The sequence below is a fragment of the Delftia acidovorans NBRC 14950 genome (genome assembly GCF_001598795.1).
Taxonomy (GTDB): Bacteria; Pseudomonadota; Gammaproteobacteria; order Burkholderiales; family Burkholderiaceae_C; genus Comamonas; species Comamonas acidovorans.
In genome coordinates, this window is the sequence record NZ_BCZP01000001.1 from 253,291 (window position 1) to 279,502 (window position 26,212).

Sequence of the window (26,212 nt, forward strand, 5' to 3'; positions counted from 1 at the left end):
CGTGCCGCTGGCTCCCTAGCATGGGCCTGCCGCGCGTCCCGTGCGGCTTTTCCTGTGCAACAACGGTGGCGCCCCGGAGCCGGGCGCCGGGAGACATGCCATGAACGACAGCGAACTGCACCATCTCGAACTGCTGGAGGTGGGGCGCGAGATCCAGTCCCGCCGCATTTCCTCGGAAGAGGTGACCCGCCACATGCTGGCGCGTATCGAGGCCGTGGATGCGCGGCTGCACAGCTACGTGACGGTGATGGCGCAGCAGGCGCTGGAGGACGCCCGCCGCGCCGACGCCGAGATCGCGCAGGGCCGCCGCCGCGGTGCGCTGCACGGCGTGCCGCTGGCGCTCAAGGACCTGCTGTGGACCCGGGGCGTCCCCACCACGCATGGAATGACGCTGCACCGCGACCATCGCCCCACGGAAGATGCCACCGTGGTGCGCAGGCTGCGCGAGGCTGGCGCCGTCATCCTGGGCAAGCTGCAGCAGACCGAAGGCGCCTTCGCCGACCACCATCCCGAGATCACTGCCCCCGTCAACCCCTGGGGCGCCCAGCTGTGGCCCGGGGCCTCGTCCAGCGGCTCGGGCGTGGCCACGGCGGCGGGGCTGTGCTTCGGATCGCTGGGCACGGACACCGGGGGCTCCATCCGCTTTCCATCGGCCGCCAACGGCATCACGGGGCTCAAGCCCACCTGGGGCAGGGTGAGCCGCCACGGCGCCTTCGAACTGGCCGCGTCCCTGGACCACATAGGCCCGATGGCGCGCAGTGCCGCCGATGCCGCAGCCATGCTCGCGGCCATCGCCGGGGCGGACCCGCTGGACCCTACGGCCAGCCAGTGCAGCGTGCCCGACTATCTGGCCATGATGACGCGCGGATTCTCCGGCCTGCGCCTGGGCATGGACCGGCAATGGGCACTGGACGGCGTGGATGCCCCCTCCCGCCAGGCGGTGGAGCAGGCCCTGGCGGTGGCGCAGCGCCTGGGGGCCAGCGTGCAGGAGGTCCGCTTTCCCGATGCCACCCAGGCGGTGGAGGACTGGCCGGCGCTGTGCGCGGTGGAGACCGCCGTGGCGCACGGCGCCACTTTCCCTGCACGGCGCGAGGCCTATGGCCCCGGGCTCGCCGGGCTGATCGACCTGGGGCTGGGCCTGTCCGCTACCGACTACCAGCGGCTGCTGCTGCGCCGCGCGGACTTCACGGGCCGGGTGCGTGCACTCTTCGCGCAGGTGGACCTGCTGCTGGTCCCCGCCACGGCCTTTGCGGCCCCCACGCTGCAACGCATGGCGCATTTCGGCTCCGATGCCGAGCTGTTCTCGGGCATGCTGCGCTACACCTGCCCGTTCGACCTCACGGGCAGCCCCACGATCACGCTGCCCGGAGGACGCACTCCTGAGGGCGCGCCCGTGGCCTTCCAGTTCGTGGCCCCCGACTTCCGCGAAGACCTGCTGGTGCGCGCGGGCTGGGCGTTCCAGCAGGCCACGGACTGGCACAGACGGCACCCTGCTGCCTGAGCTGCCTGAGCTGCCTGAGCTGCGCGGGGGCGCCAGTCCGGTGGCGCGACACGGGCCTGTCACACAGCCTTCCTAGACTGGCGTGATGTCCTTGATCGAGATGGAAGGTGTCGCCAAGTCCTGGGGCGGCACCACGGCACTGCAGGCGCTGGATCTGCGCATTGAACCCGGATCCTTTTGCGTGCTGCTCGGTCCCTCGGGCTGCGGCAAGTCCACCACGCTGCGCATCATCGCGGGCCTGGAAAGCGCCACCTCGGGCCGCGTGCGCATCGACGGGCAGGACGTCACCCATCTGCCGCCCGCACGGCGCGGCATTGCCATGGTGTTCCAGAACTACGCGCTGTTCCCGCACCTGACGGTGGCGCAGAACATCGGCTTCGGCCTGTCCGTGCGCAAGGTCCCGGCGGCCGAGGCGCGCCGGCGCATCGACGAGGCCGCCGCGCTGCTGGGCCTGGACGCGCTGCTGGCGCGCCGGCCCGGGCAATTGTCGGGCGGCCAGCAGCAGCGCGTGGCCTTGGGCCGCGCCCTGGTGGCCCGCGCCCGGGTCTGTCTGATGGATGAGCCGCTGTCCAACCTCGACGCCCAGCTGCGCCAGGAAATGCGCACCGAGCTGCGCGAGCTGCAGCGGCGCCTGGGCCTGACCGTGGTCTATGTCACCCACGACCAGGCCGAGGCCATGGGCATGGCCGACCAGGTGGTGCTGCTCAGCCAGGGGCGCGTGGAGCAGTGCGCCGCGCCCCAGGAGATCTACAGCCGGCCCGCCACCACCTTTGCCGCGCGCTTCATCGGCACGCCGGCCATGAACATCGCGCGCCTCGACGGCCTGCACATCGCGGGCAGCCATGCCAGCGCCGCGCCCGCCGGCCTGCAGCAGCCGGGCCAGGCGCGCTGGCTGGGCGTCAGGCCCGAGGACATGCGCCTGTCGCTCCATGGCGATGTCGGCAGCGGCCCCGTGGTGGCTGCCGACATCGAAAGCCTCGAATACCTGGGCGCCGACCTGGTGCTGCGCTGCCGCGTGGGCAGCGAGCAACTGATGGTGCGCACCGCTGGCAGCCAGCTCGGCGGCCTGCAGCCGGGCCAGCTCGTGGGCCTGCGCTGGGCGCGCGAGGCCACGCATTTCTTTGACGAAAAGGGGCGGCGCTGCGCGGCCTGATGCCGAGGCACCGCTCCTATCTTCCTCCGCAGTTCCACCGTTTCAGCCGTTCCGGCTTTCGCACCCGAAGCACCTTCCAGGAGAGTCCGCCATGCAACGCCATGCCTTCCTCAAAACCCTCGCAGCCGCTGCCGCCGTGGCCGCCACGGGCCTGCTGAACACCGCCAGCGCGCAGACGCCGCTGGAGGTGCCGTTCTACTACCCCGTGGCCGTGGGCGGCCCTATCACCAAGGTGATCGACGGCTATGCGGCCGAGTTCAACAAGGCCCATCCGCAGTACCGGATCACGCCCGTCTATGCGGGCACCTACCAGGAAACCATCGTCAAGGCGCTGACGGCCCACAAGTCGGGCAAGCCGCCGGCCAGCTCGGTGCTGCTGTCCACCGACATGTTCACGCTGATCGACGAGGACGCCATCGCCCCCATCGACGACTTCGTGAAGACCGATGCCGACCGGGCCTGGCTCAAGGGCTTCTACCCGGCCTTCATGGCCAACAGCCAGACGGGCGGCAAGACCTGGGGCGTGCCCTTCCAGCGTTCCACCGTGGTCATGTACTACAACAAGGAAGCCTTCAAGGAAGCCGGCCTGGACCCGAACAAGGCGCCGCAGAACTGGAAGGAACTCAAGGAAGCCGCCCACAGGCTGACGAAGAAGGACGCCAGCGGCAAGGTCGTGCAGTACGGTATCCAGATCCCGTCCACGGGCTTTGCCTACTGGATGCTGCAGACGCTGACCACGCCCAATGACGTGCTGCTGGCCAACGAGGCCGGCACCCAGGTCACGCTGGACAGCCCCCGGGTCGTGGAGGCGCTGGACTTCTGGGTGGGCCTGGTCAAGGAGGGCGTGCACCCGGCCGGCGTGGTGGAGTGGGGCACGACGCCCAAGGACTTCATGGAAAAGAAGGCGGCCATCATCGTCACCACCACGGGCAACCTGACCAATATCCGAGCCAATGCCAAGTTCGACTTCGGCGTGGGCCAGATCGCAGGCAACGTGCGCAAGGGCTCGCCCACGGGCGGCGGCAATTTCTACCTGTTCAAGAAGGCGCCCCGGGAGCAGCAGGAGGCGGCCTTCCAGTTCATGAAGTGGGTCACCCAGCCCCCGCTGGCCGCGCAGTGGAGCATGGACAGCGGCTACGTTGCCGTCTCGCCCGCCGCCTATGACACGCCCGCGCTCAAGAAGTACGGCCAGGACTTCCCGCAGTCCCTGGTGGCGCGCGACCAGCTGCCGGTATCGGTGGCCGAGTTCTCCACGCATGAGAACCAGCGCGTGACCAAGGTGCTGAACGACGCCGTGCAGGCCGCCCTCAACGGCAGCAAGACCTCGGCCCAGGCCCTGCAGGATGCGCAAAAGGAAGCAGACCGCATCCTGCGCCGCTACAAGTGATGGCGCAGTGCCGCTGACCGCATGAGCTCCGCTCCCGCCTCCCTTGTCCGCGGCCGCCAGGCCGTCCATGCCTGGCTGATGCTGCTGCCGGCGCTGGTGCTGCTGGTGGCCTTCACGCACTGGCCGGCCGTGGCCACGCTGATCGACAGCCTGCATGCCACGCCGCGCGGCGGCCAGCCGGGGCCGTGGGTGGGGCTGGAGAACTACGCCGTGATGGTGGACGACCCGGTGTTCTGGCAGGCCGTGCGCAACAACCTGTGGTTTGCGGCGGCCACGATTCCGCTGTCCATGGCGCTGGCGCTGGCCATGGCGCTGTGGGTCAACGAGAGGCTGGCCGGCCGCGCCTTCGTGCGCATGGCGTATTTCACGCCCACGGTGCTGCCCATGATTGCCGTGGCCAATATCTGGCTGTTCTTCTACACGCCGCAGTACGGGCTGCTGGAGCAGCTGCGCGGCGCACTGGGCCTTCCCGCGCACAACTGGCTGGGCGATCCGTCCACGGCGCTGGCCTGCGTGACCGTGGTGGCGGTGTGGAAGGAGGCGGGCTTTTTCATGATCTTCTACCTGGCCGCGCTGCAGACCCTCAACCCCAGCCTCAAGGAGGCGGCGGCCATCGAGGGGGCCTCGCGCTGGTACTTCCTGCGCCGCGTGCAGTGGCCGCTGCTGATGCCGACCACGCTGTTCGTGCTGGTCAATGCGGTGATCAATGCCTTCCGCCTGGTGGACCACCTCTTCATCCTCACGCGCGGCGGGCCGGACAACGCCTCCACGCTGCTGCTCTATCACCTCTACGAAGTGGGCTTCAAGTTCTGGGACACGGGCTATGCGGCGGCCCTGACCGTGGTGCTGGTCGCCGTGCTGGCGGCCGTGGCGCTGCTGCAGTTCTTCGTGCTCGACAAAAAGGTGCACTACCAATGAGCGCCGCACCCATTGCCCCGCGCCATGCGCCGCCCGCGCTGTACGGCGCCACCTGGCTGGATACGCTGGCCGCCTGGCTGCTGGCCCTGCTGTGGATACTGCCGCTGGCCTATGCGTTCTGGACGGCCTTCCATCCGCCCGAATACTCGGCACGCTTCGACCTGGCCGCGCCCTGGACGCTGGAGAACTTTCGCCGTGCCTGGCAGGCCGCGCCCTTTGCGCGCTATTTCCTGAACACGGCCGTGCTGGTGGTCATGATTTTGGCGGCCCAGCTGGTGCTGGGCACGCTGGCCGCCTATGCCTTTGCGCGCTACCGCTTTCGCGGCCAGGGCCTGGCCTTTGCCCTGGTGCTGGTGCAGCTGATGATCATGCCGGACATCCTGCTGGTGGCGAACTACCAGACCCTGTCGCGCCTGGGCGCCGTCGATACGCTGCTGGGCATCGGCCTGCCGTACTTCGCATCGGCCTTTGCCATCTTTTTGCTGCGCCAGACCTTCCTGGGCATTCCCCGGGAACTGGACGAGGCCGCGCGGGTGGAGGGCGCCAGCACCCTGCAGATCCTGTGGCGCGTCTACGTGCCGCTGGCGCGGCCCGTGTACCTGGCGTTTGCGCTGGTGTCGGTGAGCTTTCACTGGAACAACTTCCTGTGGCCGCTGATCATCACCAACAGCGTGCAGGCGCGCCCGCTCACCGTGGGGCTGCAGGTGTTCTCCAGCGTGGAGTCGGGCGTGGAATGGGCCACCATCACGGCCGCCACGCTGATGAGCTCGGGCCCGCTGCTGGTGGCCTTCGTGCTGTTCCAGCGCCAGTTCGTGCAGAGCTTCATGCGTGCGGGGATCAAGTGAGGGCGGTGCTAAAGTTCCTTGTCCCAGCCTTTCACCCCGAGGTCCACCATGTCCGGTCCCGCATCCGCAGGTCTGTTCATCTACGCCAAGCAGCCTGACCGGCTGGCGCTGTTCTACATGGAGGTGCTGGCCATGCGCATGCTGCACCACACGAGCGAGCTCATGGTGCTGCAGTCGCCGGACCTGCAACTGGTGCTGCACGCCATTCCCGAGGCGATTGCGCGGCACATCACCATCACCGAGCCACCCCAGCCGCGCGAGAACGTGGCCCTCAAATTCTTTGCCACCGTGACCAGCTTCGCGGCCGTTCGTCCCCTGGTCATCGCCCATGGCGGCCAGCTGTGGGAGCAGTCCTGGCAGGGGCCGGGCTTTCGCGTCTGCAACGCCATGGACCCCGAAGGCAACCTGTTCCAGCTGCGTGAGCCGCTGCCCGCATGATGCAGATCCTCACCTGGAACACCCAATGGTGCCTGGGCCTGGACGGCCGCATGGACCCGGAGCGCATCGTGGCGCATGCGCTGTCCATGGCCGATATCGACGTGCTGTGCCTGCAGGAAATCGCCATCCACTATCCCGGCCTGCAGGGTGCGCCCGGCGACCAGGTGGCGCAGATCCGCCAGGCCCTGCCCGAAGGCTGGAAGGTCTTCTTCGGCGCCTCCGTGGACGAGTTCACGGCCGTGGGCCGGCAGCGCTTTGGCAACCTGGTGGCCACGCGCCTGCCGGTGCTGCAACTGGCCCACCACCGCCTGCCGTATCCGCACGACGGCGGCGTGCGCAGCATGCCGCGCTGCTGCACGGCGGCCACGGTGATGGATGCCGCGCTGGGCCCCGTGCGGGTGATGAGCACCCACCTCGAATATTTCTCGCGCCGCCAGCGCATGGCCCAGGCGCTGGCGCTGCGTTCCCTGCAGATCGAGGCCCTGGGCCAGGCCGAGGCGCCGCCCCAGCCCGCCAGCGACGGCTCGCCCCAGCAGACCAAGCCGCACACGCCGCATGCCGTGCTTTGCGGCGACTTCAACTTCGAGCCGCACGAGGACGAATACGCCGGCCTGTCCGCCCCCTGGGCGGCCGGCGAGCAGGGCGCCCTGAGCGCCGGCCAGTGGCACAACAGCTGGAGCGTGCTGCACCCGGACCAGCCCCAGCCGCCCACCTTCCGGTTGTTCGACCGCCAGTGGGGCCCCGAGCCCGGCGCCTGCGACTTCGCCTGGGTCAGCGACAGCCTGCGCGGCCATGTGCGTGGCTGGGCCGTGGACAGCGACACAAGGCTCTCGGACCACCAGCCCGTGCTGCTGCAGCTGGCTTGATCCAGGTCAGGGACCGTCGCCAAGCCGGCCTTGGCCTACAGACAGTGTGGCGGGCCTGCTCCAAGGTCATGGGGACTGTTTTGAAGGAGCATCCATGAGCCCCAATCCGCTGTCCACGATTCTTCACCGCACCTGGTGGGTGCTGCTGCTGCGCGGCCTGGTCGCCATCGCCTTCGGCGTACTGACCTGGGCGCAGCCGGCGGTATCGCTGGCGGCGCTGGTGCTGACCTTCGGCGCCTTCACCTTCGTCGATGGCTTGCTGGGCGTGTATTCGGCCATCCAGGGGCGCGACCAGATGCGCCATTGGTGGGTGCTGCTGCTGTGGGGCCTGGCCGGCGTGGTGGTGGGCGTGCTCACCGTGGTCGCGCCCGGCGTCACGGCGCTGGTGATGACGCTGTACATCGGCGCCTGGGCCCTGGTCACGGGCCTGCTGCAGATCGTAGCGGCCGTGCGGCTGCGCAAGGAGATCACGGGCGAGTGGCTGCTGATCCTGGGCGGCGTGCTGTCCGTGCTGTTCGGCGCCTTCGTGCTGGCCCAGCCGGGCGCGGGCATGATGGCCATGCTCTGGGTGCTGGCCACGTATGCGGTGGTCTTCGGCGTGCTCATGGTGCTGCTGTCCTTCAAGCTCAAGAAGGGCATACGCCATTCTTCCTGAGCCGCTGGTGCAAAGGCGGACAATGCCGGCTCCATGATCGAATCCCGGCGACCCTCTCCCTTCATGCGTCTTCCCCGCGCGGCCCTGGCGGCCGCGCTGCTGTTCGCGGCGGCCGGTGCCGCCCAGGCGCTGCCCAGCTTTTCCGAGGTCCGCGAAGGCCACCGCTCCTCCGAGACCGAACTGCTCTCGCGCGAGGGCGAGGTGCTGCAGCGCCAGCGCACCGACGCCAGCGTGCGCCGTGGCGACTGGGTGGCCCTGGCCGACATCTCGCCCGCGCTGCGCACGGCCCTGGTGCTCAGCGAGGACAAGCGCTTCTACGAACACAGCGGCGTGGACTGGGCGGCCGTGTCCGCCGCCGCCTGGGGCAACCTCTGGAACCAGCGCACGCGCGGCGCCAGCACCATCACCATGCAGTTGGCGGGCCTGCTGGACGGCGACTGGCGCCAGGGCCCGGGCGGGCGCAGCGTGGTGCAGAAACTGGGCCAGACCGTGTCGGCCCAGGTGCTGGACCGGCGCTGGCGCAAGGACCAGATCCTGGAGGCCTACCTGAACCTGGTGCCCTTCCGGGGCGAGATCGTGGGCATCGATGCGCTGTCGCGCACCCTGTTCGGCAAGGCCGCGCACGGGCTGGACGCGCGCGAGGCCGCCATTGCCGCCGCCCTGGTGCGCGCGCCCAACGCCTCGCCCGAGCGCGTGGGCCGGCGCGCCTGCGGCGTGCTGCAGTCGCTGGCGCCCGAGGATGCGGCGGCGCGCGACTGCACGGCCATGGAACTGCTCACCTCCAGCGTGCTGCTGCGCCGGCAATGGGCGGCCAGCGAAGGCCAGGCCCCGCATCTGGCGCGCCGCCTGCTGGCCGAGCCGCAGTCCAAAGGCCAGGCGCGCGTGCGATCCACGCTGAGCGCGCCCGTGCAGCGCTTTGCGGTGCAAAGCCTGCAGCAGCAACTGCGCGAGCTGCAGGGCCACAACGTGGAGGACGGCGCCATCGTCGTGCTGGACAACGCCACGGGCGAGGTGCTGGCCTGGGTGGGTTCGTCGGGCGAATTGAGCCAGGCGGCCGAGGTGGATGGCGTCACGGCCATGCGCCAGCCCGGCTCCACGCTCAAGCCCTTTCTCTATGCCCAGGCGATTGCCGAGCGGCGGCTGACGGCGGCCTCGCTGATCGAGGATTCATCGGCCCACATTCCCACGCAGAACGGGCTCTACATCCCGCAGAACTACGACCGGCGCTTCAAGGGCTGGGTCTCGGCCCGCACGGCGCTGGCGTCGTCGCTCAACGTGCCGGCCGTGCGCACCCTGGTCATGGTCACGCCCGATGCCTTCTTCTCGCAACTGCAGCGCCTGGGCCTGCCGCTGCGCGAAAGCGGCGGCTACCACGGCTTCAGCCTGGCGCTGGGCAGCGCCGAGGTGCCGCTGCTGCAACTGACCAATGCCTACCGCGCCCTGGCCAACGGCGGGCAACTGACGCCCTTACGCTGGGCGGCAGCCCCCGCTCCGGCTGCCGTGCCGAAGACCCAGGCCAAGGCCGGTGCCGCCGTGCAGGCCATCGACGCACGCGCGGCCTTCATCGTGGGCGACGTCCTGTCCGATCCCATGGCGCGCGCGCCCACCTTCGGCACGGACAGCGTGCTGGCCACGCGCTTTTGGTCGGCCGTCAAGACCGGCACCAGCAAGGACATGCGCGACAACTGGGCCGTGGGCTGGTCGCAGCGCTACACCGTGGGCGTGTGGGTGGGCAATGCGCGCGGCGAGGCCATGCACTCGGTCAGCGGCACCAGCGGCGCGGCACCTGTCTGGGCCGCCGTGATGGGCTTCCTGCATGCCCGCACACCCAGCCGCGCGCCCAAGGCGCCGGCGGGTGTGCTGCAACAGGCGGTGCGCTTCGGCCCCGATGCCTCGGGCCTGCCGCTGGAGAGCGCTCGCAGCGAGTGGTTCGTGGCGGGCACGCAGCAGAGCCTGTTCGCCATGGCAGGCAGCGGCCTGCCTGCCGCATCCGCATCAACACGCGGGACTTCGGCGGCCTCGCCCGTGCGCATTGCGCGCCCGGCCAACGGCACCATCCTCGCGCTGGACCCCGACATTCCGCCGGACCGCCAGCGGGTGCAGCTGTCGGCGCGCCCCGCAGGCACGGCCGCCACGCAGGAGTGGCAGGATGCCAGCCTGCGCTGGCGCATGGTCAGCGCCGCCCGGCCCGGCGTGGCCGAGCCTGCGCCCAAGGAAATTGGCCGGGGTGCTGCTGCCGCCTGGATGCCCTGGCCCGGCCGCCACCGGCTGGAACTGGTCGATGCCAAGGGGCAGGTGCTGGACAGTGTGCAGGTGGAGGTGCGCGGCGCCGGCGTGGTGGCTTCGCGCGCGGGCGGGCGCTGATCAGGCGCCGGTCGTGATCACTGCGCTGCGCGGGTGCCCGCCGCGCGGAAGCCCGCCGCAGTGAAGGCCACCAGCTCGTCGATCACATGCTCCACGGGGTCGGCGCGGTGGCCGCCGCCCAGCATGCGGCTGACTCGGCCGTTGTCGGAGCGGATGTACATCATGGCGCCGTACATGCATTCCAGGCGCCACTGGAAATCGTGCTGCGACAGCTGCGGCAGAGCCTGGCGCAGCAGGGCCGCAAAGCGTTTGGCAGCCTCGTCGTAGGCGGTAAACACCACCTCCCTGACTGCCTGGTCGGGATCGACCGAACACAGGGCCGTGACGCGGTTGAAGTCGGCCTCGCCCTCGCTGTGGGCGGCGCGCAGCGCAGGGGCGATGAAGGCCCGAAGAATGTCCTCCACGGCGGGCTGCGGCGACTGCTGCTCCAGCCTTTGCAGCAGCGCATGGCGCTGTCCGTTGACGGCCATCACGCGCTGCTCGAACAAGGCCTTGAGCAGGCCCAGCTTGTTGCGGAAGTGGTAGTGGATGGCGCCCGTGTCCACATCGGCCAGCGCCATGACGGCGCGCAGCGATGTGCCCGCGTAGCCATGCCGCGCAAACAGCTGCTCGGCGGCTTGCAGAAGGCGTTCGCGGGCCTGGGCGCGGGGTTCCTCGGCCGCGGTGTCATCGGTGCTGGACGTCATGGCTGCGGATCATAGACAGCGCCAGGCCCTTGCCGCACCAAACCATGGCATGGTAGTGACATGGATTGATTCAGTCGACTGACTGAATTAACATGCGCAGCCATCACACAACGACAAGGAGACACAGCATGACCACCCGCAAGTGGCTCGGCGCCCTGATGGCGCTGGGCTGCACCCTGGCCACCGCGCAGGAGCCGTTCCCGTCGCGGCCGCTGACCCTCATCAACCCCTGGGCGGCGGGCAGCTCCACCGATGTGATGGCGCGTACGTTGGCCGAGGAATTCCGCAAGCAGCTGGGCCAGAGCGTGGTCGTGGTCTCGCGCGACGGGGGCTCGGGCGTGATCGGCATGAATGTGCTGGCCCAGGCGCCGGCCGACGGGCTGACGCTGGCCTTCACGCCCATGACCCCCATCACCGTGCAGCCCCACTACGTCAAGGGCCTGAAGCTGGGGCCCGACAGCGTGCAGCCGCTGTGCGGCGTGACGGAGAACATCCTGGGCGTCAGCGTGCGCGCAGACAGCCCTTTCAAGACGATAGGCGAGCTGGTGGCGGCGGCGAAGAAGGGCTCGCTGAGCTACGGATCGCCGGGACCGAACTCGGCGCCCTTCCTGGCCATGGACCAGCTGGAGCGCGACCAGGGCCTCAAGCTCGTGCATGTGCCCTACAAGGGCGATGCCGGCTCGATACAGGAATTGCTGGCCGGGCGGCTGGACTTCGTCAGCAGCATCGCGGCCTCGGCTGCGCCCCAGATACGCGCGGGCAAGCTGCGCCTGCTGGCCGTGGCCTCGGAGCGCCGCCACCCGGCCTTCCCCGAGGTCCCCACCTTCAAGGAACTGGGCATGGCGGTGCAGGAGGAATCGTTTGCGGGCCTGTTCGTGCCGCGTGGCGTGCCCGAGGCGGTGCTGGGCCGGCTGGACGCCGCCTGCGCCGCCGCCGCGCGGTCCGATGCCGTCAGGCAGGTGGCCCAGCGCGGCGACCAGGTGGTCTTCCACCAGGACCGCCGCCAGTGGGACCGGCGCATCCACGACGAATTCCGCAAACAGGGCGCAGCGGCCGAACGCCATGCGCAGTGACCTCCTTTCCGCCATCTCTTCATCCATGACCGATTCCAGCCTGCCCCCCATCCGCCGCGTGATCACGGCCAACGACGCACAGGGCCGCTCCTTCATCGCCGAGGACGGCGCCTCGCCCGCCGTGCGCCTGGTCGAGGAACGCCCCGGCTATCGCATCACCAACCTGTGGCGCACCGATGCCTCACCCGCGCAGATCAATGCGCCCGACACCATTGCCATCCACCAGGGCGTGGCACCGCCGCCCTATGGCACGGTGCTGCGCATCCTGGACATTCCGCCCGAACCTGCCGATCCGCAGGAGCTGGCGCGCGCCCTGCATGCCACCTTTACACGCATGTACGGCGACGCCCACCGCAACGTGCAGCCCGGCGAGCATCCTGGCATGCACCGCACGGATACCGTGGACTACGCGCTGATGCTGGAGGGCGAGCTGGTCGCCATCCTGGACCGCCAGGAAACCGTGCTGCGCGCCGGTGACGTGCTCATACAGCGCGGCACCAACCATGCCTGGGCCAACCGCTCGGGCCGGCCTGCGCGCATTGCCTTCGTGCTGGTGGCGGGCGAGCAGGGCTCCTGACTCAGGGGGCCTGGCCTGCCCATGCCGCTGCGGCAGGGCGTGGCCGCACGAAGCGCTGCTCGATCACGGTCTCGCCCCATTGCTGGCCCGGCCATTCTTCGGCCAGGGTGAAGCCTGACGATTCGTAGAGCCGGCGTGCTGCATCCAGGCCCCGGAAGGTCCACAGCTGGGTGGCCTCGAAGGCCTGCTGGTCGCAGAACGCCAGGGCCTGCTGCAGCAGCTGGCGCCCCGTGCCGGCGCCGCGCAGGCCGTCTTCCAGGATGAACCAGCGCAGATGCGCCTGGCGGTCCTCGGGGTGCTTGCCCAGGTCCTCTCCATCGATGGCCACGGAGCCCACGATGCGGTCGCCGTCCAGCGCCGTCCACAGCTGGTTGCAGGGCTTGTCCAGCCGGCCCGCGAACTCGGCCAGGCCGCTGGCCACGCGGCTTTCGAAGAAGACGCCAAAGCCTGCGTGGCGCGCATAAAAGCGCGCATGCATGTCCACGATGCGGCCCAGGCAGCCGGGCCGGTATCCGGGCAGGACCTGTATCTGTGCGGGCACGGGCTGGGGCAGGGGCTCCTCCTGCCGGTGCGCCTGCAGCGCCCGGGCGTACAGTGCCAGCCCTTGGGCGACGGCCTGCTGCTGCGGCGCCTGCATGCGGTCCAGCGCCGCCGTCACCTGCTGGCGCCCGAAGGCCTCGATGGCGGCCAGCGTGCGCCGGCCCTTGGCGGTCAGGGCCAGCTGCTTGACGCGGCCATCCTCGCCATCGGCGGCTTCCTTCAGCTCGCCCGCCTCCACCAGCTTGCGCACCATGCGGCTGACGCTGGATTTCTCCAGCCCCAGGACCAGGGCCAGCTGCGAGGCCGCCATGCGCCCCTGTGCGCCGATCTCCAGGATGGCATGCACGGCCGAGGGCGGATAGTCGGTGGCCGCCAGCGTGGCCTGCATGAAGCCCAGCTCGCGCACCATCTGGCGCGAGGCGGCGCGGATGCCATCCACCAGGGAAAGATCGTGCTGCGGCATGGGTGCTCCTTGGGGCCGTGCAGGGTTTGAATATGGTTGCATGGTACAACCATAAATGCCGCTGCGCATCTGTTGATGCAGCGATGCGTACCCCAGGCGTAAAAAAGCCGCCCGGCGCATGCGGGCGGCTGGGGCCTGGCGCAGATGCGCAAGGCTCAATTGACCATCAGGCGGAACGGCCAGACATAGGCCTGCAGCGTCACGAAGATGCCCATCAGGCAGGCCAGGGCGACGGAGTGGAAGAACACGTAGCGCAGGATGTCGCCCTCATGGTTGAACCAGCGCGTGGCCGTGGAGGCGACGACGATGGACTGCGCATCGATCATCTTGCCCATCACGCCCCCCGAGCTGTTGGCCGCGCCCATGAGGTTGGGCGACAGGCCCAACTGCTCTGCCGCCACCTTCTGCATGCCGCCGAACAGCACGTTCGATGCTGTGTCCGAACCCGTCAGCGCCACGCCCAGCCAGCCCATCAGGGTGCCGAAGAAGGGGTAGAACACGCCCGTGTTGGCGAAGGCCAGGCCCAGCGTGGTGTCCGTGCCCGAGTAGCGCGTCAGCGTGCCCAGGGCCAGCATCAGCACGATGGTGATGAGCGAATAGCGCACCAGCCAGATGGTGCGCACGAACTGGCTGACCAGTTGCACGGGGTTGTACTTCATGACCAGGCCGCCCACGATGGCCGACAGCAGGATGCCCGTGCCCGTGGCCGACAGCAGGTTCAGCGTGTAGATGGCGCCTTCCTTGGTGGGCTGGCGCACGACGGGCGGCACCTTCTCGATCAGGTTGTGCAGGCCTTCCATGGGAAAGGCCGGGGCGAACAGGCCGTTGAGCGCGGCCTTGACCGAGGGCAGGCCCCAGATGAAGACGAAGACCGTGAGGATGGCCCAGGGCGTCCAGGCGCGGATCACGTCGGCGCGCGGGTGCTGGGTCACGGCGCGGGGTGCCTGGGCTTCGCCGCCGCTGTTCTCATGGCCCTTGAGCGAGGTCGAGCGCCAGATGGTCCTGGGCTGCCACATGCGCAGGAAGCCCACCGTGCAGACCATGGAGACAATGGCCGCGATGATGTCCACCAGCTCGGGGCCGATGAAGTTGGACACCAGGTACTGCGGAATGGCGAAGGACACGCCGGTCACCAAAATGATGGGCCAGATCTCCATCATGGCCTTGCGCCCGGCAAAGGCCCAGATCAGCCAGAACGGCACCAGCACCGAGAAGAACGGCAGCTGGCGGCCGACCATGGCGGTGACCTCCATCAGGTCGTAGCCGTGCACCTTGGCCAGCGTGATCACCGGCGTGCCCAGCGCGCCGAAGGCCACGGGCGCGGTATTGGCGATCAGCGACAGGCCCGAGGCGGCCAGCGGCGAAAAGCCCAGGCCGATGAGGATGGCCGCCGTCACGGCCACGGGCGTGCCGAAGCCGGCCGCGCCCTCGAAGAAGGCGCCGAAGGCGAAGGCGATCAGCAGCAGCTGGATGCGCCTGTCCTCGGTGATGCCGGCAATGGAGTCCTGCAGGATCTTGAAGCTGCCGTTCTTCTCGGTCAGCTGGTGCAGGAAGATGATGTTCAGGACGATCCAGCCGATGGGCAGCAGCCCCGTGAAGCCGCCGAACAGCGCCGCGCGCCCGGCCATGCCTGCCGGCATGTTGTAGACGAAGACCGCGATCACCAGCGCCGCAATCAGCCCGGCGCCGGCCGCCAGGTGGGCCTTCATGTGCAAAAAGCCCAATCCCACCAGCATGACCACGACCGGGATGGCCGCGAGCAGTGTGGACAGCCACATGTTGGAAAGAGGGTCGTAGACCTGCTGCCAAACCATAGGAGCGTCTCCTGAAGAGTTTTTAGGATGTTGTGCGGGGCGGATCGTCGCTCTCATGGCTGGTTGGCACACTAGCGTTAGCCCTCGGTTGGGCTGCGAGAGAGAAAATTTCAATCGGCGCACAAATCACTTCAAACCCGAACGGGTGACTGGAACGCGCCCTGCGCACTACCATGCTCGGCAGTCCCGCGGCATGCGGGTTCCAGAAAGCCAGAAAACGTGTCCACCGACCTTTCCAAAATCACCTGCATCGAAGACCTGCGCGTCGTGGCCCAGCGCCGCGTGCCGCGCATGTTCTATGACTACGCCGACTCGGGCTCCTACACCCAGGGCACCTACCGCGCCAACGAGGACGACTTCCAGAAGATCAAGCTGCGCCAGCGCGTGGCCGTGAACATGGAGGGGCGCAGCACGCGCACCACCATGATCGGCCAGCAGGTGGCCATGCCCGTGGCCATTGCGCCCACGGGCCTGACCGGCATGCAGCACGCCGATGGCGAGATCCTGGGCGCGCGCGCGGCCCAGGCCTTCGGCATTCCGTTCACGCTGTCCACCATGAGCATCTGCTCCATCGAGGACATTGCCGAGCACACGGCCCGCCATCCGTTCTGGTTCCAGCTCTATGTGATGCGCGACCGCCGGTTCATGGAGCGCCTGATCGAGCGTGCCCGTGCCGCCAACTGCTCGGCCCTGGTGCTGACGCTGGACCTGCAGATCCTGGGCCAGCGCCACAAGGACATCAAGAACGGCCTGTCCACGCCCCCGAAGCCCACGCTGCGCAACCTGGCCAACCTGGCAACCAAGCCGCACTGGTGCCTGGGCATGCTGGGCACGAAACGCCGCACCTTCGGCAACATCGTCGGCCATGTGGATGGCGTGGCCGACATGAGTTCGCTGTCGTCGTGGACCGCCAGCCAGTTCGACCCCAGCCTGAACTGGGGCGATGTGGAGCGCATCAAGAAGCTCTGGGGCGGCAAGCTCATCCTCAAGGGCGTCATGGACGCCGAGGACGCGCGACTGGCGGCCGACAGCGGCGCCGATGCGCTCATCGTCAGCAACCACGGCGGCCGCCAGCTCGACGGCGCACCCTCGTCCATCGAGGCGCTGCCCGGCATTGCCGAGGCGGCGGGCAAGGACATCGAGGTCTGGATGGACGGCGGCATCCGCAGCGGCCAGGACGTGCTCAAGGCGCGTGCGCTGGGCGCCCAGGGCACCATGATCGGCCGCAGCTTCCTCTACGGCCTGGGCGCCTATGGCCAGGACGGCGTGACGCGCGCACTGCAGATCATCCAGAAGGAGCTGGAGACCACGATGGCCTTCTGCGGCCATACGCAGATCGATACCGTGGACCGCAGCATCCTGCTGCCCGGAACCTATCCGGGCGCCGTGCGCTGAGTCGGCAAAAGCCGCACGAAAAAAGGACCGCCTCGGCGGTCCTTTTTTCCTTTCAGGCTGCGCCTCAGGCTTGGGCAGGTACGCGCCGGCTTTCCGGCTGCGCCGCCACCAGCCGGCCCGCCGCATGCAGCACGGCCAGGATGGACGCGGTCACGATGTTGGCATGGCGCCCCGCACCGAAGCGCGTGCCCGTCACGCCGGGCAGGGCGGCCTCGACGATGGCCAGCGCCATGGCCCCGGCGCCCTGGCCCAGGCTGCGCTCCTCGTAGTGGTCAATGCGCAGCGCCACGCCCAGGTGCTGGCCAATGGCGGCGGCCACGGCATCGATGGGGCCGCTGCCTTCGCCATACAGCTGCAGCCGAAGGCCGTCTGGCCGGACCACTTCCAGCGCAATGCCCTGGCCCTGGGCGCTGTCGAACAGGTGGTGGCTGCGGTAGTGCCAGGGAAGCTGCAGGGGTGCGAGGTAGGTCGCCTCGAACAGCTTCCACAGGTCGTCGCTGGCCAGCTCGGCCTCGCAGGCGTCCGCCTGTTTTTGAACCACGGCGCTGAACTCCACCTGCATGCGGCGCGGCATGGTCACGCCATGGTCGCGCTGCAGCAAAAAGGCAATGCCGCCCTTGCCCGACTGGCTGTTGACGCGAACGATGCTGTCGTAGGTGCGGCCCAGGTCCTGCGGGTCGATGGGCAGGTAGGGAACGCGCCAGGGCGCATCGGGCCGCTGCGCCGCAAAGCCCTTGGCGATGGCATCCTGGTGCGAGCCCGAGAACGCCGTGAACACCAGGTCGCCTACATAGGGGTGGCGCGGATGGATGGGCAGGGCCGTGCATTCCTCCGCAATGCGCGCCACGGCGGCGATGTCCGAGAAGTCCAGTCCCGGCGCGATGCCCTGCGTGTACAGGTTCAGCGCCAGCGTCACCACATCGAGGTTGCCGCTGCGCTCGCCATTGCCGAACAGGCAGCCTTCCACGCGCTGGGCGCCGGCCAGCAGCGCCTGCTCGGCGCAGGCCACGCCCGTGCCCCGGTCGTTGTGCGGGTGCACGGACAGCACGATGTGCTCGCGCCGTTCCAGGCGGCGGTGCATCCACTCGATCTGGTCGGCGAAGACATTGGCCGTGCTCACCTCCACCGTGGTCGGCAGGTTGATGATCATGGGCCGCGCGGGGCCTGCATCCCAGGTGCGGATGGCTGCGTTGCACACGGCCAGCGACACGTCGAGCTCGGCCATGCAGAAGGTCTCGGGCGAGTACTGCAGCACCCATTCGGTCTCGGGGTGGGCATCGGTCAGCTCGCGCAGCAGGGCGATGTGGTGCTCCACCATGGCGATGATCTCGGGCACCTGCATGCCGAAGACGATCTCGCGCCAGGCCGGGGCAATGGCGTTGTAGAAGTGCACGATGGCGCGCCGCGCTCCGGCCACGCTGTCCACCGTGGCGCGGATCAGGTCCTCGCGCAGCTGGGTGATGACCATGGGCGTCACGTCGCCGGGGATCAGCCCGTTGTCGATCAGGTGGCGCACGATGCCGTAGTCGGTCTGCGAGGCCGAGGGAAAGCCCACCTCGATCTCCTTGAAGCCTATGCGCACCAGTTCATGGAACAGGCGCAGCTTGCGCTCGCGGTTCATGGGCTCGAACAGGGCCTGGTTGCCATCACGCAGGTCGGTGGACAGCCACACGGGCGCCTGGCTCAGCTGGCGTGAGGGCCATTGGCGCTCGGGCAGGTCGATGGCAGGGAAGGGAAGGTATCGGGACGCGGGATTCTTCAGCATGCGGGCCTCGCAGGAAACGCTGGGGTTTGCAGCCACCGGATCGGCCGGCGGCGCCGCTCTCCTGGCTTCCCGGTGGGGGGAAGCTGCGCCAGGCCGGGATCAGGGAGAGTCGGTGCGAAATGCGGCGCCTGCGCAGGCGCCCGGACCCCGGCCATGGGCCAGGGATAGTAGGGAGGGCGAGGGCAGGCTGTGCATGGTGCGATGGCGGTGAATCACAGGGAACGGGTGCCAGTTTGCGGGCAGGGTGCTTGTCTGTCTTTATAGAATTTCTCATTTTCTATATGGATCTGGACAATATGCGCACGACCCATGCCCCGGCTTCGGCAGCCGCCGTTCCCTGCAGCCATGCCGGGCTGCCCGAGCTGCAGGCCGCCGCACCGCTGCCGGTCACGGGCGTGGCCGCCGACTATCCGGCGGGGCTGGAGGTGGAGGAACACTCCCACGAATGCTGCCAGCTGCTCTATGCCGTGCAGGGGGTGCTGGAGGTGCGCGCAGGCAGCGGGCGCTGGGTGGTGCCGCCCACGCGCGGCGTCTGGCTGCGCTCGGGCGTGCCCCACGGCCTGCGCATGCGCGGCGCGGTACAGGTGCGCAGCCTGTTCGTCGATGCGCAGGCCGCTGCAGACCTGCCGGGTACGGACTGCGTGATCGAGGTCTCTCCCCTGCTGCGCGAGCTCATCAGCGAGGTGGCGCGCTGGCCTGCATCGGCACCGCCGGGGCGGCGTGAATCCATGGTGGTCGAGCTATTGCTGCAGGAACTGCGCCAGCCGCCCGTGGTGCCGTTTCACCTGCCCTGGCCGCAGGATGCGCGCATGGCCGCTGTCTGCCATGCGCTGGCCGAAGGAGAGGGGGCGGATGGCCTTGCCGCCGCAGCCGCGACAGGCGCCGCAACTGCCATAGGCGCCGCAACTGCCACAGCCGCCGGCTGGGCCGCACGGCTGGCCATGGGCGAGAAGACCTTCCATCGCCACTTTCTGCAGGCCACGGGAATGAGTTTTGGCCGCTGGCGTCAGCGCGCACGGCTGCTGTCATCCATGCAGGCGCTGCTGGCCGGAAGGCCCATCGTGCAAGTGGCGCTGGAGGCCGGCTATGAAAGCCACAGCGCCTATTCGCTGGCCTTCAGGCGCCAGTTCGGCATGCCGCCCTCGGCCTTCGGGGCCAGGGGCGACAGGCTGTAGGGGGCCGGGCCGTGTCAGGCGGCCTTCCAGATGATGTAGTCGGCTTGGTACTGCACCACCTGCTTTTGGCCCAGCGTGGAGCTGTTGCAGGCCATGGCCGGCGCCACCCCGCCGCGCGTGGCCACGCGCTGGATATAGGTCACGCCCTGCATGGCGCCCATGCCGGTGGCAGGTTCGGCCTTGACCAGTTGCAGGGGGATGTTGCCAGCGCTGGACGGAGCCACCGCGACCTGGGTGGCCGTGACCTTGGAGCCGTCCTGGTGCGCCCAGGTGGCGGGCGGGCCGAAGTAGCGGCCGATGACGCGGCCCTGGCGGTCCGTCAAACGCGCATCGGGGCCGACAAAGGCCCACTCCTGCTCCATCGCCTGGTCCTTCTTGGCGCGGCACTCATAGGTGATCTGGCCGATGCCGACGGTTTCCATGGCGACCTTGTGGCCTGCGGGCACCTGCACGGCGGCCGGCAGGCCGGACTGGGAGTAGCTCTTGCCCATGTCCATGGAGGAGCAGGCGCCAAGCGTCAGTGCAGCCATGGTGGCCAGGCCGAGGGGGAGGATGTAGCTCATGAGGTTCTCCAGGTCGATGGGTTGAGGGGTGTCGCCTTGGACCGCTGTCCGGGGCGCGACATACGGAATACGCAGCATGGGTGAGGTTGGATTCACCTGGGTGCAAAAAAAATTTATCCGCATCCGGTTCGCAATGTGCTGCGTATTGCCCAGTGAGAGCTGGCGCAGGCCGGCAGACCGGTACCAGACCCCCTGCAGGCCACCGATATGACCCCTGCAGCCGATTGAAAGACACGACAAGCACCCCGGGCGGCCACGCAACAGTGCGGGCCACGGGGCCGCCCGCTCGCCCACAATGCGTGCATGGGCACCACACCAACCGACCAAGAGCTGATGGACCTTCTGGACCGCATCGCAGCGCAGGACGAGCCCGCGCTCCGCAGCCTGTACGAGGCCACCTCGTCCCGGCTGTACGGGCTGGCGTTGCGCATCCTGCGGCACAAGGACTGGGCCGAAGACGTGCTGCAGGACAGCTACCTGCACATCTGGCGCAGCGCCTCGGGCTACCGGGGCACGCTGAGCCCGCCGCTGGCCTGGATGGGCCTGGTGGTGCGCAGCCGGGCCCTGGACTTTCTGCGCCGGCGCCGCGCCGAACGCCTGCACCTGAACGAAGAGTTCGACGAGGCGCAACTGGCGGCCCATGGCGGCGGGAACGATGAAAGCCAGGGCCCGCTGCAACTGGCCGAGGCCAGCGAACAGGCCGTGGCGCTGTACCAGTGCCTGGAGCGGCTGGAAGGCCGCCAGCGCGAGGTGGTCAGCCTGGCCTATCTGCGCGACCTCAGCCATGGCGAGCTGGCGGGCCAGCTGCAACTGCCGCTGGGCACGGTCAAGACCTGGATACGGCGTGGCCTGGAGCAGCTGCGCCGCTGCCTGTCACGCCATGCGTGAAGCAGTTGACATGCTCTGAGCGGCCAAAGGATTTGCCATGAATATTTCCCGACACCCCGAACTGCTGGACCGGCTGGCCGCCGCTTACGCCCTGGGCACGCTGCGGGGCGCGGCACGCCGCCGCTTCGAGCAACTGGCCCGTGACCAGGCCCCGGTGCGCGCCGCCGCCCTGCTGTGGCAGGGCCGCTGGTCGGCCCTGTCCGAAATGCAGGCGCCCGTACGCCCTGACGATGCGGTCTGGGTCCGTATCGACAACCTGCTGCAGGCCGAAAAGGCCCGCGCCACCCAGGCGCACCGGCGGCGCGCCGACGATGCGCCTGGCATGGCCCGGCGCACGGAATCCGCCGTGGGCCGCGCCCTGGCCTGGTGGCGCGGCGCCGCCGTGCTGGGCGCCTGCGCCACCGTGGCGGCCGTGGCCGTGGGGCTGTGGTCGCACCAGGACCTGCGCCAAAGCGGCGAGCGCCAGCTGGCCGTGCTGAACAACCAGCTGCAGGCCACCCAGGCTGCGCTGCAGGCCGCGCCCCAGATCCAGTACGTGGCCGTGCTGGCCGACGACAAGGCCGATGCCTCCATGCTCGTGACCTTCGACCCCGGCAAGAACACCCTGGTGCTGCAGCGCGTGGGCGACTTCCATGAGGCCTCCGACAAATCACTGCAGCTGTGGGCCCTGCCGCCCCAGGGCGGCCCGCAATCGCTGGGCGTGCTGGGACGCGACAAGCTGGTCAAGCTGACCGCCGCGGCCGCCGAGGTCCAGGGCGTGCCTGCCCTGGCCATCAGCCTGGAGCCCAAGGGCGGCGTGCCCAGCCAGACCGGGCCCACGGGGCCGGTGCTGTTCAAGGGTGCGCTGATCCGGCGCGACCTGTAGCGCGCCGCGCAGGCCCGCTCGCCATTGGCGACGGCCGTGCTGCTGCACAACGCAGCCTGCTTGCTCTGGCCAGAGCAGGGCGCGCGTGCAGCGCTGGCTGGCCGGCCTCTGTTTCGCTGCCGGGCGCGGCAGCCTTCTCCAAGCGCGTGCGCCTGGTGCCCGACCGGCGGCTATGCTGGCCGGCACTCAGTCGCCCGCGCCTTGCCGGCGGTGCCTTCCCTTTTTTGCCGACATGCTTTCTTCCCTCCAAGACCTGACCTGGCTGTGGGTGCCCGTGGTGCTGTTCGCCGCAGCCGCCCAGACCGTGCGCAACACGGCCCAGCGCTCGCTGACCGCCGAGCTCGGCACCCTGCCGGCCACCCTGGTGCGCTTTCTCTACGGCCTTCCGTTTGCCGGCATCTACCTGCTGGCGCTGTACCTGGGAGGCGATGGCGCCTGGACGCTGCCCCGGTTCTCATGGGCCTACCTGGGCTGGATCGCGCTGGGGGCCTTCTTCCAGGTCGCGGCCACGGCGGCGCTGCTGCTGGCCATGAAGGAGCGCAACTTCGCCGTGGCCGTCACCCTGTCCAAGACCGAGGTGCTGCAGGTGGCCCTGTTCGCCGGCATCTTCCTGCACGAGATGCCCACGTTCGTGGCCCTGTTGGCCATGGGGCTGGCCACCTTTGGCGTGCTCATCCTGTCGCTGCCGCCGCGCGGCCAGATGCTGTCGCTGTCGGCTTGGGCCAGCCGCTCGGCACTCTACGGCCTGGCCTGCGGTGCCTGCTTTGCCATTGCCACCGTGGGTTATCGGGGCGGCGCCGTGGAACTGGCGCGCCTGGGCGAGATATCTCCCTGGCTGTCAGGCGCCTGGGGCGTGCTGATCGCCCAGCTCATGCAGACCCTGGGCCTGGGCGCCTGGATCGCGCGCACCCACGCGCAGGGCCTGCGCCCCATCTTCCGTGCCTGGCGCGTCTCGCTGCTGGCCGGCGGCATGGGCGCGGCCGCCTCGCTGGCCTGGTTCACCGCCTACGCCATGCAGGGCGCGGCACCCGTGCGCACGCTGGGCATGGTCGAGGTGGTGTTCAGCTACATCGTCTCGCGCCGCGTGCTCAGCGAAAGCCTGAGCCGCCAGGAAATGATCGGCATGGCTCTGATGGTGCTGGGACTGGTGCTGATCTGCCTGCAGGGATGAATGGTCCGGGGCCTGTGTGAACAAGCCCTGTGGGCTGTATGAATGCACAGTTGCCGCAATAATGGCGGCGTGCCTGAAACGACACCCACGACACCCACAAGCCCTGCCGATGCTGCGCCCCCGCGCCGCATCGCCCACCTGGACATGGACGCCTTCTATGCCTCGGTGGAGCTGCTGCGCTATCCGCAGCTCAAGGGGCTGCCCGTGGTCATCGGCGGCGGACGCCGCGCGCACGACGAGGCGCTGGATGCGCGCTACGCCGGGCGGCTGCACGAGATTCCGGTGGACGAGTTCTCGCGCCTCAAGGACTACGTGGGCCGGGGCGTGATCACCACGGCCACCTACCCGGCGCGCCAGTTCGGCGTGGGCTCGGCCATGGGCATGATGAAGGCCGCGCGCCTGTGCCCGCAGGCCATCCTGCTGCCCGTGGACTTTGCCGAGGTGCGGCGCTTCTCGCGCATGTTCAAGGACATCATCGTCTCCATCGCCCCGCTGATGGAGGACCGCGGCGTGGACGAGGTCTACATCGACTTCACCGATGTGCCCGGTGGCCAGCGCGAAGGCGGGCGCGTGCTGGCGCGGCTGATCCAGAAAACCATCACCGACGCCACGGGCCTGACCTGCTCCATCGGCGTGGCGCCCAACAAGCTGCTGGCCAAGATGGCCAGCGAATTCAACAAGCCCAACGGCATCTCCATCGTCCAGCCCGACGATCTGCAGGCCGTGATCTGGCCGCTGGCCTGCCGCAAGATCAACGGCATAGGCCCCAAGGCCGACGCCAAGCTGCAATCGCTGGGCATACAGACCATTGGCGAGCTGGCCACGCAAAGCCTGCCCCAGCTCGTGCAGTGGTTCGGCCGCGCCTACGGCAACTGGCTGCATGGCGTGTCCTGGGGGCGTGACGAGCGGCCCGTGGTGACGCACAGCGAGCCCGTCTCCATGAGCCGCGAAACCACCTTCGAGCGCGACCTGCACGCCGTGCGCGACCGGGCCGAACTGAGCGCCATCTTCACCGACCTGTGCGAACGCCTGGCCCAGGACCTGCAGCGCAAGGGCTACATGGGCCGCACCGTCGGCATCAAGCTGCGCTACGACGACTTCAAGACCGCCACGCGCGACCACACGCTGGAACTGCCCATGGCCGATGCCGCCACCCTGCGCCGCGCCGCAGGCCAATGCCTCAAGCGCGTGCCCCTGGCCAAGCGGCTGCGCCTGCTGGGCGTGCGCGTGGGCAACCTCGTTCGCACGGCCGACTGGAACGCCACCGCCCACGACCCGCTGGCGCGCGAGCAACTGCTCAGGGGCCCGGCCCAGCCCGCGCCGGACAGCGATCCCTTTACACCTCAACTGTTCTGAATCATCACCACAAATCTGGCGCACACGCTGTAAGACCATGCACCAGTTCCGAGCATGAGACTGCGGTTGCCGTGCTGTGAGATGATTTGGAAATGTGAATTTGTGTTTCCGTTTGATGGATTCCGGTGGCTTCAGAGCGTTTTGCCATGCCATTTCACAAGAACAAGAGACATCCCAAAGGAGTGGTACCCATGCGCGTGAATTTGCCCGTCAGCCAGCTCAACTACGACTTTCCGGGCGATGAGCTGCTGGTATCCGTCACCAACACCAAGGGCGAGATCACCCATTGCAACCCTGCCTTCGTGCGGGTCAGCGGCTATACCTACGAGGAGTTGATCGACCAGCCGCACAACCTGATCCGCCACCCGGACATGCCGGCCGCCGCCTTCAAGGACATGTGGCGCACCATCGCCCACGGCTACCCGTGGACCGCCCTGGTCAAGAACCGGCGCAAGAACGGCGACCACTACTGGGTGCGCGCCAACGTCACGCCCATCATGGAAGGCGGCCGGCCACGCGGCTACCTGTCGGTGCGAACCAAGCCCCGGCCGGACGAGATCGAGGCCGCCGAAGCCCTCTATGCCCGCATGCGCGCCGAAGCCGATGCCGGCCAGGAAACCCTGCGACTGCGCGGCGGTGAACTGCGCCGCCTGGGCCTGACAGGCCTGTGGGACCGCCGCAGCGACCTGGGCCTGACAGCCCGCATGGCGCTGATGCTGGGCGGCGTGGGCCTGGCCGCCATGCTGCCCGACCTGCTGGGCTGGCAGGGCGCCGCAGCCTGGGGCACGCGCCTGGCCGCCTTGCTGGCGGGCGGCAGCTTTGTGCTGTGGCGCTTCCAGCAGCGCTGCGTGGCGGGCCTGGAGCAGGCCAGCGGCTTTGCCGCTGACATTGCCAGCTGCCAGCTGGGCACCAACATGCAGCACGACTACAGCGGCCCCATGGGCGCCCTGATGCAGCGGCTGCAGCAAATCCAGATCAACCTGCGCGCCGTGGTCGGCGACGTGCGCACCGAAATGCGCGGCTTTGCCACCACCGCCCACGAGATCGCCCAGGGCAGCTTCGACCTCGCGCAGCGCACAGAATCCCAGGCCACCAGCCTTCAGCAGACGGCGGCCTCGATGGAAGAGATATCAGGCACCGTCGCGCAGACCGCCGACACGGCCCAGCTCATGGCCCATGAAAGCGACCAGAGCCGCCAGGTCGCGGGCAAGAGCGGCGCCGCCATCCAGGAAGTGGGCTCTGCCATGGAGCACATCCGCGGCTCCTCGCGCCGCATGGGCGAGATCATCGGCGTCATCGAAAGCATTGCCTTCCAGACCAACCTGCTGGCCCTGAATGCCGCCGTCGAAGCGGCACGCGCAGGCGAGCAGGGCCGCGGCTTTGCCGTCGTGGCGGGCGAAGTGCGCGCCCTGGCCCAGCGCAGCGCCTCCGCCGCCAAGGAAATCAGCGGCCTCATCAACCGCACCGTGGACGGCATCAACGACGGCAACGCCCGCATGGACGCCGCAGGCCGCACCATCGACGGCATGGTCGACGCCGTGGGCCGCGTCAGCGACCTGGTCCACCAGATCAGCATCGCCACGCGCGAACAATCCGTAGGCATCGCCCAGGTCAACGACGCCGTGGCCCAGCTCGACTCCGTCACCCAGCAAAACGCCGCCCTGGTCGAGCAATCGGCCGGCGCGGCAGGCTCGCTGCGTGCCAGCGCCCAATCGCTGGAGCGGTCGCTGGAGGTGTTTACGTTGCGGTGAGGG

The 26,212-nt window shown here is 69.0% G+C and carries 23 protein-coding genes; 18 read left to right on the top strand and 5 right to left on the bottom strand.

The genetic code is table 11. The features are described from left to right. Nucleotides 1–100: 100 nt before the first annotated feature. From DA1_RS01075 to pbpC, 9 genes are all read left to right on the top strand, one after another. The gene (locus DA1_RS01075; protein ID WP_034396725.1) at nt 101–1,501 is read left to right on the top strand and encodes an amidase; all 1,401 of its coding nucleotides are present in this window, start codon (nt 101–103) and stop codon (nt 1,499–1,501) included. Nucleotides 1,502–1,586: 85 nt separating this feature from the next. Further along, entirely contained in the window at nt 1,587–2,654 is a 1,068-nt protein-coding gene (locus DA1_RS01080; protein WP_034396723.1) for an ABC transporter ATP-binding protein, read from the top strand. 91 nt (nt 2,655–2,745) lie between these two features. Continuing rightward, the gene (locus DA1_RS01085) at nt 2,746–4,041 is read left to right on the top strand and encodes an ABC transporter substrate-binding protein (RefSeq protein ID WP_034396721.1); all 1,296 of its coding nucleotides are present in this window, start codon (nt 2,746–2,748) and stop codon (nt 4,039–4,041) included. Between the two features lie 21 nt (nt 4,042–4,062). Beyond that, nucleotides 4,063–4,959 (top strand): carbohydrate ABC transporter permease, encoded by an 897-nt coding sequence (locus tag DA1_RS01090; RefSeq protein WP_034396720.1) that lies wholly within the window; start codon nt 4,063–4,065, stop codon nt 4,957–4,959. Further along, the gene (locus DA1_RS01095; protein WP_012207102.1) at nt 4,956–5,804 is read left to right on the top strand and encodes a carbohydrate ABC transporter permease; all 849 of its coding nucleotides are present in this window, start codon (nt 4,956–4,958) and stop codon (nt 5,802–5,804) included. The genes DA1_RS01090 and DA1_RS01095 overlap by 4 nt, the downstream gene beginning before the upstream one ends. 48 nt (nt 5,805–5,852) lie before the next feature. Beyond that, nucleotides 5,853–6,242: a VOC family protein gene (locus DA1_RS01100; protein WP_012207101.1), complete on the top strand. Its 390-nt coding sequence runs from the start codon at nt 5,853–5,855 to the stop codon at nt 6,240–6,242. Further along, on the top strand, nt 6,239–7,108 hold the full coding sequence (locus DA1_RS01105) for an endonuclease/exonuclease/phosphatase family protein (protein ID WP_034396719.1): 870 nt from the start codon (nt 6,239–6,241) through the stop codon (nt 7,106–7,108). Before DA1_RS01100 ends, DA1_RS01105 begins: the two co-directional genes overlap by 4 nt. Before the next feature lie 94 nt (nt 7,109–7,202). Next, on the top strand, nt 7,203–7,763 hold the full coding sequence (locus DA1_RS01110) for an HdeD family acid-resistance protein (RefSeq protein WP_012207099.1): 561 nt from the start codon (nt 7,203–7,205) through the stop codon (nt 7,761–7,763). Nucleotides 7,764–7,796: 33 nt separating this feature from the next. After that, nucleotides 7,797–10,127 (top strand): penicillin-binding protein 1C, encoded by a 2,331-nt coding sequence (gene pbpC / locus DA1_RS01115; RefSeq protein ID WP_034396717.1) that lies wholly within the window; start codon nt 7,797–7,799, stop codon nt 10,125–10,127. A gap of 17 nt (nt 10,128–10,144) precedes the next feature. On the opposite strand, the gene DA1_RS01120 is transcribed toward pbpC, so the two are convergent. Continuing rightward, complete coding sequence (locus tag DA1_RS01120) at nt 10,145–10,813, bottom strand: TetR/AcrR family transcriptional regulator (protein ID WP_034396715.1); 669 nt, start codon at nt 10,811–10,813, stop codon at nt 10,145–10,147. Nucleotides 10,814–10,941: 128 nt separating this feature from the next. On the opposite strand from DA1_RS01120, the gene DA1_RS01125 reads away from it, so the two are divergent. Both DA1_RS01125 and DA1_RS01130 read left to right on the top strand, forming a co-directional pair. Continuing rightward, a complete protein-coding gene (locus DA1_RS01125) occupies nt 10,942–11,886 on the top strand; it encodes a tripartite tricarboxylate transporter substrate binding protein (protein ID WP_012207096.1) in 945 nt (314 codons plus the stop codon). 25 nt (nt 11,887–11,911) lie between these two features. Further along, nucleotides 11,912–12,463 (top strand): cupin domain-containing protein, encoded by a 552-nt coding sequence (locus DA1_RS01130; protein ID WP_012207095.1) that lies wholly within the window; start codon nt 11,912–11,914, stop codon nt 12,461–12,463. A 1-nt stretch (nt 12,464) separates the two neighbouring features. On the opposite strand, the gene DA1_RS01135 is transcribed toward DA1_RS01130, so the two are convergent. Together DA1_RS01135 and DA1_RS01140 are read right to left on the bottom strand one after the other, a co-directional pair. Then, nucleotides 12,465–13,466 carry a bifunctional helix-turn-helix transcriptional regulator/GNAT family N-acetyltransferase gene (locus DA1_RS01135; protein ID WP_034396713.1) on the bottom strand — a complete coding sequence of 334 codons (1,002 nt, stop codon included), beginning with the start codon at nt 13,464–13,466 and terminating at the stop codon, nt 12,465–12,467. A 155-nt stretch (nt 13,467–13,621) separates the two neighbouring features. Continuing rightward, a complete protein-coding gene (locus DA1_RS01140) occupies nt 13,622–15,280 on the bottom strand; it encodes an L-lactate permease (protein WP_013800968.1) in 1,659 nt (552 codons plus the stop codon). 219 nt (nt 15,281–15,499) lie between these two features. Between DA1_RS01140 and DA1_RS01145 the strand changes: the two genes are divergently transcribed. Then, nucleotides 15,500–16,675, top strand: coding sequence for an alpha-hydroxy acid oxidase (locus tag DA1_RS01145; RefSeq protein WP_034396710.1), 1,176 nt, complete (start codon nt 15,500–15,502; stop codon nt 16,673–16,675). A 64-nt stretch (nt 16,676–16,739) separates the two neighbouring features. Here the strand turns inward: DA1_RS01145 and DA1_RS01150 are convergent, their stop codons facing one another. After that, the gene (locus DA1_RS01150) at nt 16,740–18,440 is read right to left on the bottom strand and encodes a 2-isopropylmalate synthase (RefSeq protein WP_034396708.1); all 1,701 of its coding nucleotides are present in this window, start codon (nt 18,438–18,440) and stop codon (nt 16,740–16,742) included. A 296-nt stretch (nt 18,441–18,736) separates the two neighbouring features. Between DA1_RS01150 and DA1_RS01155 the strand changes: the two genes are divergently transcribed. Then, nucleotides 18,737–19,615, top strand: a complete 879-nt coding sequence (locus DA1_RS01155; RefSeq protein ID WP_034398899.1) for an AraC family transcriptional regulator — start codon at nt 18,737–18,739, stop codon at nt 19,613–19,615. Nucleotides 19,616–19,629: 14 nt separating this feature from the next. Here DA1_RS01155 and DA1_RS01160 read toward each other — a convergent pair whose 3' ends face one another. Continuing rightward, nucleotides 19,630–20,178 (bottom strand): DUF3455 domain-containing protein, encoded by a 549-nt coding sequence (locus DA1_RS01160; RefSeq protein WP_034396706.1) that lies wholly within the window; start codon nt 20,176–20,178, stop codon nt 19,630–19,632. 303 nt (nt 20,179–20,481) lie between these two features. Here DA1_RS01160 and DA1_RS01165 point away from each other — a divergent pair, with 303 nt between their 5' ends. The 5 genes from DA1_RS01165 (at nt 20,482) to DA1_RS01185 (ending at nt 26,209) form a co-directional block, all read left to right on the top strand. Then, the gene (locus tag DA1_RS01165; protein WP_013800973.1) at nt 20,482–21,066 is read left to right on the top strand and encodes an RNA polymerase sigma factor; all 585 of its coding nucleotides are present in this window, start codon (nt 20,482–20,484) and stop codon (nt 21,064–21,066) included. Between the two features lie 37 nt (nt 21,067–21,103). Continuing rightward, on the top strand, nt 21,104–21,931 hold the full coding sequence (locus DA1_RS01170; protein WP_034396705.1) for an anti-sigma factor: 828 nt from the start codon (nt 21,104–21,106) through the stop codon (nt 21,929–21,931). Nucleotides 21,932–22,163: 232 nt separating this feature from the next. Beyond that, complete coding sequence (locus tag DA1_RS01175) at nt 22,164–23,102, top strand: EamA family transporter (RefSeq protein ID WP_034396703.1); 939 nt, start codon at nt 22,164–22,166, stop codon at nt 23,100–23,102. Nucleotides 23,103–23,144: 42 nt separating this feature from the next. After that, the gene (gene dinB / locus DA1_RS01180; protein ID WP_034396701.1) at nt 23,145–24,458 is read left to right on the top strand and encodes a DNA polymerase IV; all 1,314 of its coding nucleotides are present in this window, start codon (nt 23,145–23,147) and stop codon (nt 24,456–24,458) included. Nucleotides 24,459–24,649: 191 nt separating this feature from the next. Further along, nucleotides 24,650–26,209 carry a methyl-accepting chemotaxis protein gene (locus DA1_RS01185; protein WP_034396699.1) on the top strand — a complete coding sequence of 520 codons (1,560 nt, stop codon included), beginning with the start codon at nt 24,650–24,652 and terminating at the stop codon, nt 26,207–26,209. The last annotated feature ends 3 nt before the right edge of the window (nt 26,210–26,212 follow it).